Origin of the sequence: Polaribacter atrinae (genome assembly GCF_038023995.1) — a bacterium.
GTDB classification, from domain to species: Bacteria; Bacteroidota; Bacteroidia; order Flavobacteriales; family Flavobacteriaceae; genus Polaribacter; species Polaribacter atrinae.
Genome location: NZ_CP150660.1, coordinates 3,254,612 through 3,270,634 on the forward strand (window position 1 = coordinate 3,254,612; position 16,023 = coordinate 3,270,634).

The following is a 16,023-nucleotide window of genomic DNA, read 5'->3' on the forward strand; positions in this document are numbered from 1 at the left end:
ACTGAAGAATTTAAAAGACATATTATATCAGGTTGCTATAGATCAAGTATTTGGGCTTACGGATGTTGAGGTGAATTCTGTTGTTTTCGATTCTAGAAAGATTGAAAAGAATGATGTTTTTGTTGCTCAAAAAGGAGTTTCTGTAGATGGTCATTTATATATAGAAAAAGCAATTAATTTAGGTGCAATTGCAATTATTTGTGAAGATTTTCCTGTGGGTAAAAAAGCAGGAATTACGTATGTACAAGTTGCAGATGCAAATGTTGCTTTAGCTATTATGGCTTCTAATTTTTATGAAAATCCGTCCAAAAAGATGCCGTTAATAGGTGTTACGGGTACAAACGGAAAAACAACCATAGCATCACTTTTATATCAGTTGTTTAAAAAAGCAGGTTATAAAGTAGGGTTGCTTTCAACGGTAAAGATTTTGGTTGATGAAGTTGAGTTTAAAGCAACGCATACAACGCCAGATTCTGTTACCATCAACAGGTATTTAGATAAGATGATTGATGCTGGTGTAGATTATTGTTTTATGGAGGTGAGTTCTCATGGAATTCATCAAAAAAGAACAGAGGGTTTAGTGTTTGCAGGTGGGATTTTTACAAACCTATCACACGACCATTTAGATTATCATAAAACATTTGCAGAATATAGAGATGTAAAGAAAACCTTTTTTGATTCGTTACCTAAAGCTGCTTTTGCGCTTACTAATATCGATGATAAAAATGGTGACTTTGTGTTACAAAACACAAAAGCTAAGAAAGTAACTTATGCTTTAAAAACATTAGCAGATTATAGAGCTAAGATTTTAGAAAAACAGTTTTCTGGAACACTTTTAAAAATAAATGAAACAGAAGTTTGGACCAAGTTAATTGGTCAGTTTAATGCTTCTAATTTGTTGGCAATTTTTGCAACTGCTGAATTATTAGGGTTAGAAAAGTTAGAAATTTTAACAGTTATTAGTCAGTTAGAAAATGTTAGTGGTCGTTTCGAGTATGTTATTTCAGAAGATGGAGTTACGGCAATTGTAGATTATGCACACACGCCAGATGCTTTAAAAAACGTATTAGAAACCATTAATGATATTAGAACAGGTAATGAGAAATTAATTACAGTTGTTGGTTGTGGTGGTGATAGAGATGTAACAAAAAGACCAAAAATGGCACATATTGCTTCTCAGTTAAGTAATCAAGCGATTTTTACATCAGACAATCCTAGAACAGAAAATGCACAAACTATTTTAGATGAAATGGAAGTTGGTGTTGCTGCTGAAAATTATAAAAAAACATTGTTAATTCTAGATAGAAGACAAGCAATTAAAACTGCTTGTAAATTTTCTGAAAGAGGAGATATTATTTTAATAGCAGGAAAAGGGCATGAGAATTATCAAGAAATTAATGGAGTGAGAACTCATTTTGATGATTTAGAAGAAGTAAAGAACTGTTTCAATCAATTAAAAAAATAATTAAGAATGCTATATTATTTATTTGAATATTTAGAAAATATAATGGATTTTCCTGGTGCTGGATTGTTTCAGTTTATCACATTTAGAGCTGCGGGAGCTTTTATTTTATCATTATTAATTTCAACAATTTATGGTAGAAGAATTATAGATTTTTTAAGAAATCAACAAGTTGGAGAAACGGTTAGGGATTTAGGTTTAGATGGTCAAAAACAAAAAACAGGAACGCCAACAATGGGAGGTGTTATTATCATTTTAGCAACATTAATTCCTGTTTTCTTATTAGCCAAATTAGATAACATCTATGTAATCATTTTAATAATAACTACGGTTTGGATGGGGTTAATTGGTTTTTTGGATGACTATATAAAGGTTTTCAAAAAAGATAAAGGCGGTCTAAGTGGTAAGTTTAAGGTTTTAGGTCAGGTTGGTCTGGGTGTTATTGTAGGTTCTATGCTTTATTTTAATGATGGAGTTACTATAAAAGAACAATTACCAAAAGAGCAACAAATAATAAATAAAGAAGGGAGAAAGGTTGTTTTTGGTGAAGCACATAAATCTACAAAAACTACAGTTCCTTTCTTCAAAGACAATGAATTAGAGTACTCAAAAGCCTTGAGTTTTTTAGGGGATGGCTATGAAAAATATGGATGGATTGTTTTCATATTTATTACTGTTTTTATTGTAACAGGAATTTCAAATGGAGCAAATTTAACAGATGGAATAGATGGTTTAGCAACTGGTTCGTCAGCAATAATAGTGTTAACCTTAGCGGTTTTTGCTTGGGTTTCTGGAAACATCATTTTTGCAGATTATTTAGATGTAATGTATATACCAGATTCGGGTGAAATGACTGTTTTTATTTTGTCGTTTGCTGGGGCATTAATTGGTTTTCTGTGGTACAATACGTATCCGGCTCAGGTCTTTATGGGAGATACAGGTAGTTTAACTATTGGTGGAATTATAGCGGTTATTGCAATTGCTATCCGTAAAGAGTTGTTGTTGCCAATTTTAGCAGGAATATTTGTAGTAGAAAATCTTTCGGTAATTATGCAGGTTTCTTGGTTTAAGTACACAAAAAAGAAATTTGGAGAAGGAAGAAGGATCTTTAAAATGGCGCCTTTGCATCATCATTATCAAAAATTAAACTATCACGAAAGTAAAATTGTAGTCCGTTTTTGGATTGTTGGAATTTTGTTAGCAGTATTTACAATTGTTACTTTAAAATTAAGATAAATGAAAAGGCTCGTAATTCTTGGTGGTGGAGAAAGTGGTGTTGGTACAGCACTTTTAGGAAAACAAAAAGGGTACGAAGTCTTTGTTTCGGATAAAAACGGAATATCAAAAAAGTATAAAGAAGTTCTTTTAAATAACGAGATCGATTTTGAGGAAAATCAACATACAGAAAGCAAAATTTTAAGTGCCGATGTAGTGATGAAAAGTCCTGGAATTCCAGATAAGGTTGCTTTAATTCTGCAATTAAAAGAAAATTCAATTCCTGTTATTTCAGAAATTGAATTTGCAGCGCAGTTTACAGCCGCAACTATTGTGGGAATTACAGGTTCTAATGGAAAAACAACTACCACATTGTTATTGCATCATATTTTAAAAAATGCAGGTTTAAATGTTGGTGTTGCAGGTAATATTGGTGACAGTTTTGCGCAACAAGTTGCAGAGCAATCTTATGAAAGCTATGTGTTAGAATTAAGTAGTTTTCAGTTAGATGGAATAGAGAGTTTTAATAGTCATATTGCAATTTTAACAAATATTACACCAGATCATTTAGATAGATATGAATATGATTTTAATAAATATATAGATTCAAAATTTAGAATCACTAAGAATCAGACAGCAACCGATTATTTAATTTATGATGCAGATGATGATGCTATCAATAATTGGTTAAAAGAAAATAAAACAAGCGCAAAATTAGTTCCGTTTTCGCTTGAAAAAGAATTAGAGTATGGAGCCTATATCAAAGACAATAATATTATTATCAATATAAATAAAGACAAAATTAACATGCCGTTATCAACTTTATCAGTAAAAGGAAAACATAATACAAAAAATGCTATGGCAGCTACTATGGCGGCTCAATTATTAAAGGCTAGAAAGCAAGTTATTATAGAGAGTTTAGAAGATTTTGAAGGAGCAGAACACCGCTTAGAAAATGTAGCAAAAGTTAGAGGAGTAGAGTATATAAATGATTCTAAAGCTACCAACGTTAACGCAACGTATTATGCGTTAGAATGTATGGATAAAACCACAATTTGGATTGTTGGTGGTGTAGATAAAGGAAACGATTATAACGATTTGTTGCCTTTGGTTAGAGAAAAGGTAAAAGCAATTGTTTGTTTGGGTGTTGATAATGATAAGATAAAAAACACTTTTGGTTATGTGGTAGATATTATTGTAGAAACTGCGGGAGCGGAAGAAGCTGTAAAGGTATCTCAAAAATTAGCAGAAAGTGGAGAAGCTGTTTTATTGTCGCCAGCATGTGCTAGTTTCGATTTGTTTGAAAACTATGAAGATAGAGGTCGTCAATTTAAGAACGCAGTAAGAAATTTGTAAAGTTGTTTAATCGTGTAATTGTTTACATGTTTAATTGAAATAGAATAATATTTAATTAAGAATCTAAAAGTCTAAGTGTTTAAATAATGAAAACCATTTTTCAATATATAAAAGGAGATAAAACCATTTGGGCAATTGTTGCTATTTTGGCCATATTCTCATTTATGCCAGTTTATAGCGCAAGCACAAACTTGGAGTATGTTGTTGGTTCTGGTTCTTCTTTTGGGTACCTTATAAAACATGTAGTTTTGTTAATTATGGGCTTTGCTATTATTTATGGGGTTCATAAAGTGCCTTATAGATTTTTTTCTGGTGGTTCGGTAATAATGCTTCCTGTAATTGTCTTTTTATTGATTTATACGCTGTCTCAGGGTACAACTATTGGAGGGGCAAATGCAAGTAGATGGATTAGTATTGGTGGTATTGGTTTTCAAACCTCTACATTGGCAGGTTTGGTGTTGATGGTATATGTAGCAAGATATTTATCTAAAAATAAGGATAATGTAATTGGTTTTAAAGAAAGTTTATGGCAGTTATGGTTGCCTGTTGCTGTTGTTTTAAGCTTAATTTTACCTGCCAATTTCTCTACAACGGCAATTATTTTCACCATGATTTTAATTATAACTTTTATTGGTGGATATCCGTTAAAATATTTAGGAATTATAATCGGAGCCGGAATTGGAGCGTTGTTGATTTTTGTTTTAGCAGCAAAAGCTTTTCCTGATTTAATGCCGAATAGAGTACAGACATGGGAAAACAGAATTACAAGTTTTTCTGATGATGAAGGCAAAGAAGCTTACCAAGTAGAAAAAGCAAAAATAGCTATTGCTATGGGAGAAACATTTGGTGTTGGTCCTGGTAAAAGTGTACAAAAAAACTTTTTACCTCAGTCTACATCAGATTTTATTTATGCCATAATTGTTGAAGAATATGGTTTAGTTGGTGGTTTTTTAATTGTATCGATATATTTTATTTTGCTGTTTAGAATTTTTGTTGTCATAAGAAAAACGACAACAATTTTTGGTACTTTGTTAGTCCTAGGAGTTGGGCTTCCAATTATTTTTCAGGCTTCTATAAATATGGCGGTTGCAACCAATTTATTTCCAGTAACAGGGCAAACTTTACCGCTAATTAGTAGTGGTGGTACTTCTATTTGGATGACTTGTTTTGCATTAGGAATGATTTTAAGTGTAAGTGCTTCTAAAGAGGAGACAGAAGAAGATATTTTAGATGATAACCCTTTAAACATACTTCATGAAACAATCGATTAACATATTAATCTCTGGAGGAGGTACAGGAGGGCACATTTATCCTGCTATTGCGATTGCAAACGAATTGAAGTTGCGTTATCCGAATGCTAAATTTTTGTTTGTAGGGGCAAAGGATAAAATGGAAATGGAAAAAGTTCCGCAAGCGGGATATGAAATAAAAGGATTGTGGATTTCTGGAATACAAAGAAGGTTAACGGTAGACAATTTATCTTTTCCTTTTAAGTTGATCAGTAGTTTATGGAATGCATCTAAAATTATTAGAAAATTTAAACCAGATGTAGCTATTGGTACAGGTGGTTTTGCAAGTGGGCCAACTTTAATAATGGCAAATAGAAAAGGAATTCCGACTCTTATACAAGAGCAGAATTCGTTTCCTGGAATTACTAATAAATTATTGAGTAAAAAAGCTTATAAAATTTGTGTTGCTTATGATAATTTAGAACGTTTTTTTCCTGCTGATAAAATTGTAAAAACAGGAAATCCTGTTCGTCAAGATTTATTATCTATTCATTCTAAAACAGAAGAAGGTAAAAGTTTTTTTAAATTAGATAAAAACCAGAAAACTATTTTAGTTTTAGGAGGTAGTTTAGGAGCAAGGAAAATTAATCAATTGGTGGAAACTAATTTAGAATTCTTTAAAAAACAAGGAGTTCAGGTTATTTGGCAATGTGGTAAATTGTATTTTGAAGAATATAAAAAATACAACGAAATAGAAAATATTCAGGTGCATGAGTTTTTAAATAGAATGGATTTTGCATACGCTGCATCAGATATTATTATTTCTAGAGCAGGCGCGAGTTCTGTTTCCGAATTGTGTATTGTAGGGAAACCTGTATTGTTTATTCCTTCACCAAATGTGTCGGAAGATCATCAAACAAAAAATGCAAAGTCTATTGCGAATAAGCATGGTGCAATTTTGTTAAAGGAAAGTGAATTAGAAACATTTCCAATTGTTTTTGAAACCTTATTAAAAGATAAAGGAAAACAAAGCAATTTGTCAGAAAATATAAAGGAACTAGCGCTTCCGGGAGCAACAACAGCTATTGTAAATGAAGTAGAAAAATTATTAAAATAGTGAATTTAAATAATATACATAACGTCTATTTTGTCGGAATTGGAGGCATAGGAATGAGTGCAATTGCTCGTTACTTTGCGTCTAATGGAAAAAAGGTGGCTGGTTATGATAAAACAGCTTCTCAAATTACTTTAGATTTAGAAGGTTTGGGTGCTGAAATTCATTTTGAGGATGCTGTTAAAAACATTCCTATTTCATTTTTAAATACAGAAAAAACGTTGGTTGTCTATACACCTGCAGTTTCTAAAAATCATGCTGAATTAAGTTATTTTTTAGAGAATGGTTTTACGGTTTTAAAAAGAGCAGAAATTTTAGGCAAAATAACAGAAACAACTTTTTGTCTTGCGGTTGCGGGTACACATGGTAAAACAACCACTTCAGCTATTTTAGGGCATATTATGCAGGAAGTAAATGCAACTGCTTTTTTAGGTGGAATTGCAGAAAACTATGATTCTAACCTAATTTTAGGTGCTGATAAAGTTAGTGTTGTAGAAGCAGATGAGTTTGATCGATCTTTCTTAAAGTTGAGTCCTAATATTGCTTGTGTAACCTCTATGGATGCAGATCATTTAGATATTTATGGAGATGCAGAAGCTTTAAATGAGTCTTTTGTAGAGTTTGCAAACAAGGTTTCTGGAACATTAATTGTAGCAAAAGGATTACCGTTAAAAGGGTTGACTTATGCAATTAATGAGGTTGCAGATTATGTTGCTTCGAATTTAAAAATAGAAAGCGGAAAGTATGTTTTTGATGTAAAAACACCGTCATCAGAAATTAAAAATATTGAATTTCATTTACCAGGTCAGCATAATGTTACGAATGCATTAGCGGCAATAGCTATGGCTGATGTTTATGGAGTCTCGTTAGATATAATTAAAAAACGTTTATCAACTTTTAAAGGCGTAAAAAGAAGGTTTTCATATAAAATTAAAACAAACGATTTTGTATTAATTGATGATTATGCGCACCATCCAACAGCAATAAATGCGGTAGAAAGTTCTGTAAGAGAAATGTATCCGAATGAAAAAGTATTGGTTGTTTTTCAGCCACATTTGTTTTCTAGAACAAAAGATTTTATTGAAGATTTTGCTGTTGCATTATCAAAATTTGATGAAGTTTTATTGTTAGACATTTATCCTGCAAGAGAAGAACCGATTGTTGGAGTAGATTCTAAATGGTTGTTAGATAAAATTGATTGTAAGAATAAAAAATTAAGTAAAAAAAATAAATTAGTAAAAGATATTAAAAATTCGTTGGCAAGTGTGGTAGTAATGTTGGGTGCTGGTGATGTTGGATTGCTGGTTAATGAGGTACGTGATGAACTTTTAAAAACGATAGAAAATGAAGTTTAAGAAGTTTTTAAAATACATAGCATTCCTTTTATTAATAGGGTGTTTGGGGTTTTTGTATAGTTTTTCTGGAAAAAGAAATTCGAATAAAAAAGTGACAGAAATTATTATAGAATTTGAGGCTGGAGACAATCAATTTTTGACACATTCTATGGTTAATAAATTGTTAATACAAAATGACACAACTGTGAAAAACCAAGCAAAATCTGTGATAAATTTATACAGTTTGGAAAAAACGGTTTCGGAAAACCCATATGTTGAAAATGCAGCTGTATTTTTAACCATATCGGGGACCCTAAAATCCATCATAAAACAGCGTACACCTGTTGCAAGAATTGTTGATAAAAAAGATTCTTATTATGTTGATAAACAAGGTGTAAAAATACCTTTGTCTAGTAATTATTCAGCAAGAGTAATGCTTGTTTCTGGTGTTAAACAAGAGGAAGAAGTAAAAGAAATATTGCCTTTAATATCCTTTATTTTACAGGATAATTTTTTGCAAAAAGAAGTGGTTGGAATTGAGAAATTCGCCGACGATGAGTATCAATTTTCCGTGAGAAGTGGAAATTATAAAATTGATTTTGGAAAATTATCTGAAATTGATGTGAAATTTAAGAAGTTAAAAGCGTTTTATAACAAGACATTTGAAGATAAAACGATTGAAGAGTATAAAACGATTAATTTAAAATATCACAACCAAGTTGTGTGCGCAAAATAAATCAAAATGGAGAACAATAAAATAGCAATTGGTTTAGATATTGGTACAACCAAAATCGCAGCAATGATTGGTCGTAAGAATGAGTATGGCAAGATTGAAGTTATAGGAATTGGTAAAGCCAAAAGTTTAGGTGTAAAACGTGGTGTTGTAAGTAATATAACGCAAACAATACAATCTATTCAGCAAGCAGTAGAAGAGGCAGAAAGTGTTTCTGGTGTTAAAATTCATGAAGTTGTTGTGGGAATTGCTGGGCAACATATTCGTAGTTTGCACCACAGTGATTATATTACAAGAAATAATGCAGATGAGGTAATTGATGATAATGATATTGAAAATTTAATAAACCAGGTTCATAAATTAGTGATGTTACCAGGAGAAGAAATTATTCATGTATTACCACAAGAATATAAAGTAGATTCTCAAGCAGATATTAAAGAACCTATAGGAATGTACGGTGGTCGTTTGGAGGCAAACTTTCATGTAGTTGTTGGTCAGGTTTCATCCATTAGAAATATTGGACGTTGTGTAAAGAGTGCAGGTTTAGGTTTAAGTGAAATTACATTAGAACCTTTAGCATCTGCATCTGCAGTATTAAGTCAAGAAGAAAAGGAAGCAGGAGTTGCATTGATTGATATTGGAGGAGGAACAACAGATTTAGCTATTTTTAAAGACGGAATTATTAGACATACAGCTGTAATCCCTTTTGGAGGAAATGTAATTACAGAAGATATTAAAGAAGGCTGTTCTATTATAGAAAAGCAAGCAGAATTATTAAAAATAAAGTTTGGTTCTGCATGGCCTGGAGAAAATAAAGAAACAGAGATCGTTTCTATACCTGGTTTAAGAGGTAGAGAACCTAAAGAAATTACTTTAAAAAACTTATCAAGAATTATACATGCTAGAGTTCAAGAAATTATTGAGCATGTGTATTTAGAGATAAAAAATTACGGACATGAAACTGCAAAAGGAAAACTAATTGCAGGTATTGTGTTAACAGGTGGAGGAGCGCAACTAAAGCACTTACGCCAGTTGGTAGAATATATAACAGGGATGGATGCAAGAATTGGCTATCCTAACGAACATTTGGCAGGAGAATCTGATGAACTTTTATCTAGTCCGGCTTTTGCAACAACTGTTGGTTTATTAATGGAGGGTTTAGAAAAACAAAAGCCAGATCCTGTTGTAGAAGAAGAAGTTATTAAAGAGGAGGTTATAGAACAAGTTATTGATGAATATCAAGAGCAAATTCAAGAAGAAAAACCACCTGTGGTTGAGGAAGTACCAAAACCCAAAAAGAAGTCGTTTTTTGAAAAATTTACAGAAAGTTTAAAAGATTTTTTGGACAACGCAGAATAAAGATTGAGATTAAGAGAAGAGAACAAAAATCAAAAAAATAATAATAAACAATATATCGGTTATTATGAGCGCAGAATTCGATAACATTTCATTTGACATGCCTAAGACACAATCTAACACAATTAAGGTAATTGGAGTTGGTGGAGGCGGTAGTAACGCAGTAAACCACATGTTTACGCAACAAATTAAGGGAGTAGACTTTGTAATCTGTAATACAGATGCACAGGCTTTAGAAAATAGTCCTGTTCCTAATAAAATTCAATTAGGGGTAAGTTTAACTTCTGGTTTAGGTGCAGGTGCAAATCCAGAGGTTGGAGCACAGGCAGCTAAAGAAAGTATGCAAGAAATTCAGCAAATGCTGAATACTCAAACCAAGATGGTATTTATTACTGCTGGTATGGGTGGTGGTACTGGTACAGGAGCGGCTCCTATTATTGCAAAAATTGCAAAAGATATGGATGTTCTTACTGTAGGTATTGTTACGATGCCTTTTGCCTTTGAAGGTAGAAGACGTGCTAAACAAGCCCAATTAGGAATCGATCAATTGCGCCAAAATGTTGATTCTTTAATTGTAATAAATAATAATAAATTACGTGAAGTTTATGGAAACCTTGGTTTTAAAGCTGGTTTCTCTAAAGCAGATGAAGTTTTGTCTACAGCTTCTCGCGGAATTGCAGAAGTAATTACGCATCACTATAAACAAAATATAGATTTACATGATGCTAAAACTGTACTTTCTAATAGTGGAACTGCAATTATGGGTTCTGCAAAAGAAGAAGGGCAAACTAGAGCAAAAACAGCTATTATTAAAGCATTAGATTCTCCTTTATTAAATGATAATAAAATTACAGGAGCTAAGAATGTATTGTTATTAATTGTTTCTGGTACCAATGAGGTAACCTTAGATGAAATTGGTGAAATAAACGATTACATTCAAGATGAAGCTGGTTATGATGCCAATATTATTATGGGTATTGGAGAAGATGAAGAGTTAGGTGATGCTATTGCTGTTACTATTGTTGCTACAGGTTTTGCAGCAGATCAACAAAGTACAATTACAAATACAGAGGTAAAAAAAATTGTTCACACTCTTGAAGACGAGCAAAAAGCGACGTATGATTTTAGTGAAAAAACAATTACTAAAGCACCTTCTTTAAACGAGCCGTTAACAAATGCTGTAGAAGAGAAAGTTGTTCATTCTTTAGAAGAAGAAGTTGTAGTGCCAAAAACAAATTTGGTTAAAACGACTAATGAGATCGTAAATATGTCGGTTGTTTATGATGAGGTTGATTTAGAAATTGCTTCTGAAGATGATTTTGTTATTACAGATGTAACTCCAGCTCAAGAAGTACAAGCTGTAGAAGAACCAAAAGCAGTGCAACCTAATTTATTATTTGATTTACCTTTAACTCCACAGGCAGAAGTAGAAACTCCAAAAGTAAACGAGATTGAAGCTACAGATGTAGAAGAGGTTGTTTTTGAGAGAAAAGTGGTAGAAAAACGTTATGTTTTAGAAGACTTTGATGCGCAACCAACTATTGGTAAAAGTTCTGGTATGGTAGAAAAAAAAGTCGTTGAAGAAGAAATTAACTTTGAATTAAAGACAAGAGCTCCTCAAGCAGAAGTAAACCAAATAGAAACGCAGAGTGAAGAGGTTTCTCCTTTAGATTTAACAATTACGGAGTTACAAAAAAGAGCTGAAGAGAGACGTAAAACCATGAAAGGTTTCAATTATAAGTTCAATGATCAGATGAACAAAAATATAGACGATATAGAGCGTCAACCAGCTTATAAAAGATTAGGAATAAATTTAGATACCAATAGTCCTATTAGTAGTACAAAAACTTCTATTCAGAAGAATACAGATGAAATTAGTTTTAAATCTAATAATTCTTTTTTACATGATAATGTAGATTAAACTTTTAATAAGTTCCCCCAAAATAGTATTTAACCATATCTTTAAAAAGATATGGTTTTTTATTTTAAGAAAATAAATGAATTCGTCATTTTAAAACTTCAATTGGTCTACATTTTTAGGTTAATTGTCTTAGTAAGTGAAGTTAAAAAGTAGTATCTTAATATCTTTACTTAAAATTAGGAATTATGATAAAACATTTACACAACTCAATTACTAAAATTTTATTCTTTTTACTGATCATTTTAAGCATATCTATAACTGCTCAGGATGAACCATTTAATTGTGATTATAACGCATATTTATTTCAGAGAAATGATATTTATGCCTTAGATTTAGCTTCAGGTAGCTCTTATGTTGTAAAAGAAGATGTTACAGAAGGATCTGTAAATGCAGTAGGTTATAACCCTGCAGACGGATATATTTGGGGATCATTAAGTACGCCTGCAAAAACAATTGTAAGAATTGGAAAAAACTTTAATGTAGAAACTTTTTATATAGATGAGTTACCAACTTCTAGCAGATATGTTGGAGATGTTAGTTCTGAAGGAATTTACTATTTAAAAGGTGGTGGAACTAGTTTTTTAAAATAGATTTAAATCCTGAATCTGCTAATTACACAAAATATGTAAGTACAAATACCTTATCAAAAAATATTTCTGTGCATGATTGGGCTTTTAATGCTGTTGATGGTCATTTATATACTGTAGAAAAAAAGACAAATATATTGTATCGAATTAACGCTGCTACAGGTGAAGTAACTGACTTAGGAGAAGTTCCTATTTTATCAGGTTTAAGTTATACGTATGGAGCTGTTTATTTTGATGCTTCAGGTCGTTTTTATGTTTCAGCAAACCAAACAGGAACAGTATATGTTATTCAAAGTGTACAAACATTACAAGAAGGAAGCTCTTTAGATTCTAATCTTTTTGCATACGGACCTTCAAGTAGTTCTAATGATGGTGCAAGATGTCCTACGGCACCTGTGCCTCAAGAAGATTGTGCAAATGGTGTAGATGATGATGGAGATGGATTAGTAGACTGTGATGATCCTGCGTGTTCTGGTGTTGCAGCTTGTCCTGTACTTGCGCCAGAAGTTTCTAGTGGAAATGATGGTGGTTTAGAAAGTAATGACCGTCTTTCTCAGCAAATAAATCAAAGAAATTATTTAAGGAAAAAAGAGAATTATAAGTTTGACAAATCAAAAGCAAAAAGAGTAATAAAAACTAAGAATTATAAAAAGACTGTATCAAAAAGTACAAGTTTTGAATTAAAAGATTTAATTCCTTTGGATGTAATTCCTGGAACTACAACCTTAGAATCTTCTCCGTCAGATTTAATTGCTATTACAAATGCAACCGAACTGTATTCTGTAGATTATGTAAAGGATGGAGAAACAGTAGCTGTTGTTTTGGCAACAAAAACAGAAAACGGAGTGTATGAACATACTAAGTTTATTTGTGATCGATTGTTAGGAGCAGAATTATTATCTGTTTCTACCATAGAACTATTTCAAGAAGAGGTGGAAGAAGGAGAAGATGGCGAAGAAAAAGAGGGCGTACACTTTATTAAATCAATTATAAAGAATAGCAACGAATCAAAGGAATTTGTTTTAAGTTTTTCTGGAAGATTGATTAATGATGATGTAAATTTTGAAATAGACAGTCATTGGAATATTGATAAATATGAAGCGGGAGCAACTTATTATAACTTTCAAATTTGGACAAATAGTGTAGATGATTTGTTAACTTTGGGAGAAGAAGCTTTGGCTTTATTTGAAATACAAAAGCCTATTTCAGATTATGTTACATCAACACCACCACCTGTTTTTGTTAAAAAAGGAGAATATGTAAACGGTACTTTAGAATTAGAGTTGATTAATGTTAGAAGAAGTAAAAGTGTGGTTATTGATGCTGGATTTAAAAGAACAGAAACTTCTGCAACAGAGTATTTTAATAATACAATGAGTTTAACAGGTAATTATATTGAATCTTTGGTTATTGAAACAGGAAACATTTTTGACATTGGTTTTAGAATTGAAAATGAATATAATTTAACTCCAGATGATTTATTTATGTCGGATGGTGTTTGGGGAAAAGATGATTCTCCTGCAGGAACAACTGTTAGCGAATTTGCAATTACACAAAATGATAATATTTATGTTGGTAGTGGGTATAGGGTAGAAAGAAATATTTATTTAAAAGCAATAACAAGTGAATATGTTTCTGCATTTAGATCATTTACACCAAGAACTACCGCTGTTGATTTATCTGAATTTGATACGTTTGAGTTAGATGCAAGCGGAACAGGTGATTTAGAGATTACAATTTTAAAAGAAGGTATTGATGCGTGGGAAAATCAATTTAGAACCACTATAAAGTTAAACGAAACAGAAAGTCATTATACAATTCCTTTAGCACATTTTGTATCTGCAGCGGGAGGTAATATTAATCTAACAGATGCTATAAACATTACTTTTACCATGTCTTCTGATGGAACAACCGTTTTAGAGAAAGAAATGAATTTAAAAGATATACAGTTTACACAACAAGCACTTAACGTTAATACAGAGGTTATTGCAGAAAATGAAGCAATATTAACTCCAAATCCAATGAGTTACAATGCTAATTTAAGTTTTTATGCAGAAACAAATGCAGTAACAAAAATTGAAGTATATAATGTAACGGGTGCTTTGGTTAAATATACGGAAGAAAATACCACGATTGGAAACAATAAAGTTTCTCTGTTAAGAGAAGGTTTAAAATCTGGTGTTTATTTTATCAAAATTAGAAATGATTTTAGAAATTATAAAACAATTAAATTGGTTGTGAATTAAAAAGGCAGTATCTCATAAACTGTGTAAGTTTTAAAATCTCAGGTTAAATATTAATCTGAGATTTTTTTATTCATTAATTTTAACTTTTACACACTTATGAAACCAGAAGATTTATTAAACGAAGACTTTTTAAAACAATTCAAGAATGCACCAGAGCTAACATCCTTTTTAGAACAGTTGCACAAACGTGGTATTGAGAAGTTACTAGAAGGGGAACTAGATGCCCATTTAGACTACGATAAGCACAAAAAAAGTAAAGCAGCCAACCTTCGAAATGGTTACACTAAAAAGAAATTAAAATCCGTTTTAGGAGAAACAGAGATTCAAGTTCCTCGAGACCGTGATAGTTCTTTTAATCCTTTAATTGTAAAGAAAAGAGAAAGTACAACAGAAGGCATCGAAAATATTATTATATCGCTTTATGCCAAAGGCATGAGTAACAGTGATATTGAAGAACAAATACGTGAGCTGTACGATTTTAATATTTCTACATCCACTATTTCAAGGATTACAGATAAGATTACAGAAGATGTTATTGCTTGGCGGAACAGGCCTTTGGAGGCCACTTACCTAATTGTTTGGATGGATGGCATCGTATTTAAAGTTAGGGAAAACTCTAAAGTCATAAACAAGACTATTTATATTGCAGTAGGCCTGAGAACAGATGGCAAAAAGGAAGTCCTAGGATTATGGTTAGGTAAAAATGAATCTTCAGCCTTTTGGATGAGTGTTTTAACCGATATTAAAGCTCGAGGAACTCAAGATATACTTATCACAGCTACCGATAATTTAAATGGATTTACGGATACTATTAAAACTATTTTTCCGAAATCAACGACTCAAATTTGTGTTGTGCATCAAATAAGAAATTCGTGTCGTTACGTGGTCTGGAAGGACAAAAAGGAATTTACTCGTGACATGAAGCAAATCTATACTGCTCCTACAAAAGAAGCTGCCAAAGCTGCTTTAAATGACTTCAAAACTAAATGGGATTCTAAATATTCTTACGCCATTAAAAGTTGGGAAAATAATTGGGATGAGCTTACAGTATTCTTTGATTTTCCTATTGAAATAAGAACCATAATCTACACCACAAATCTTATAGAAAACCTAAATGGAAAGATACGGAAATACACAAAAAACAAACTCTCGTTTCCAACCGATGAAGCAGTTATGAAATCCGTGTTTTTAGCTTTGAGAGAAAGCACTAAAAAATGGACCATGCCAATCAGAAATTGGGGAGTGATACTAAATCAATTTTTAGCTATATTTGAAAACAGGATTAAGTTATAAATAACCTAACCCTGAAATTTTGAACTTACACACTTTTTAGGATAGTGTCATTAAAAATAATTTTCACCTATTGTTTATTAAAAAATCCCGTAATTAATTTTTAATTACGGGATTTTTTTTTAAATATTTTTTCATCATCGTAGATCTTTAATGCTGTAATACTTTTTTTTGGGGGGA

The 16,023-nt window shown here is 31.7% G+C and carries 12 protein-coding genes; all 12 read left to right on the forward strand.

Translation table 11 applies throughout. The annotated features are described in order from the left end of the window. Nucleotide 1 precedes the first annotated feature (1 nt). The 12 genes from WG945_RS14195 to WG945_RS14250 all read left to right on the forward strand — a co-directional run bounded on the left by WG945_RS14195 (nt 2) and on the right by WG945_RS14250 (nt 15,846). Nucleotides 2–1,465, forward strand: a complete 1,464-nt coding sequence (locus WG945_RS14195) for a UDP-N-acetylmuramoyl-L-alanyl-D-glutamate--2,6-diaminopimelate ligase (RefSeq protein ID WP_068449618.1) — start codon at nt 2–4, stop codon at nt 1,463–1,465. Between the two features lie 6 nt (nt 1,466–1,471). Continuing rightward, on the forward strand, nt 1,472–2,698 hold the full coding sequence (gene mraY / locus WG945_RS14200; RefSeq protein ID WP_068449619.1) for a phospho-N-acetylmuramoyl-pentapeptide-transferase: 1,227 nt from the start codon (nt 1,472–1,474) through the stop codon (nt 2,696–2,698). Then, on the forward strand, nt 2,699–4,033 hold the full coding sequence (murD, locus tag WG945_RS14205) for a UDP-N-acetylmuramoyl-L-alanine--D-glutamate ligase (RefSeq protein WP_068449620.1): 1,335 nt from the start codon (nt 2,699–2,701) through the stop codon (nt 4,031–4,033). It begins immediately after the preceding gene. A gap of 86 nt (nt 4,034–4,119) precedes the next feature. After that, a complete protein-coding gene (locus WG945_RS14210) occupies nt 4,120–5,304 on the forward strand; it encodes an FtsW/RodA/SpoVE family cell cycle protein (protein WP_068449621.1) in 1,185 nt (394 codons plus the stop codon). After that, nucleotides 5,288–6,379, forward strand: coding sequence for an undecaprenyldiphospho-muramoylpentapeptide beta-N-acetylglucosaminyltransferase (murG, locus tag WG945_RS14215; protein ID WP_068449622.1), 1,092 nt, complete (start codon nt 5,288–5,290; stop codon nt 6,377–6,379). The genes WG945_RS14210 and murG overlap by 17 nt, the downstream gene beginning before the upstream one ends. After that, nucleotides 6,379–7,731: a UDP-N-acetylmuramate--L-alanine ligase gene (murC, locus tag WG945_RS14220; protein WP_068449623.1), complete on the forward strand. Its 1,353-nt coding sequence runs from the start codon at nt 6,379–6,381 to the stop codon at nt 7,729–7,731. The genes murG and murC overlap by 1 nt, the downstream gene beginning before the upstream one ends. Further along, nucleotides 7,721–8,446, forward strand: a complete 726-nt coding sequence (locus WG945_RS14225) for a cell division protein FtsQ/DivIB (RefSeq protein ID WP_068449624.1) — start codon at nt 7,721–7,723, stop codon at nt 8,444–8,446. Before murC ends, WG945_RS14225 begins: the two co-directional genes overlap by 11 nt. Nucleotides 8,447–8,452: 6 nt before the next feature. Then, a complete protein-coding gene (ftsA, locus tag WG945_RS14230; protein ID WP_068449625.1) occupies nt 8,453–9,802 on the forward strand; it encodes a cell division protein FtsA in 1,350 nt (449 codons plus the stop codon). A gap of 64 nt (nt 9,803–9,866) precedes the next feature. Beyond that, entirely contained in the window at nt 9,867–11,720 is a 1,854-nt protein-coding gene (ftsZ, locus tag WG945_RS14235) for a cell division protein FtsZ (RefSeq protein WP_068449626.1), read from the forward strand. Between the two features lie 185 nt (nt 11,721–11,905). After that, nucleotides 11,906–12,310, forward strand: a complete 405-nt coding sequence (locus WG945_RS14240; RefSeq protein ID WP_231874630.1) for a DUF6923 family protein — start codon at nt 11,906–11,908, stop codon at nt 12,308–12,310. A 68-nt stretch (nt 12,311–12,378) separates the two neighbouring features. Continuing rightward, on the forward strand, nt 12,379–14,553 hold the full coding sequence (locus WG945_RS14245; protein WP_231874631.1) for a DUF6923 family protein: 2,175 nt from the start codon (nt 12,379–12,381) through the stop codon (nt 14,551–14,553). 96 nt (nt 14,554–14,649) lie between these two features. Beyond that, nucleotides 14,650–15,846 carry an IS256 family transposase gene (locus WG945_RS14250; protein ID WP_038527458.1) on the forward strand — a complete coding sequence of 399 codons (1,197 nt, stop codon included), beginning with the start codon at nt 14,650–14,652 and terminating at the stop codon, nt 15,844–15,846. Nucleotides 15,847–16,023: the final 177 nt, after the last annotated feature.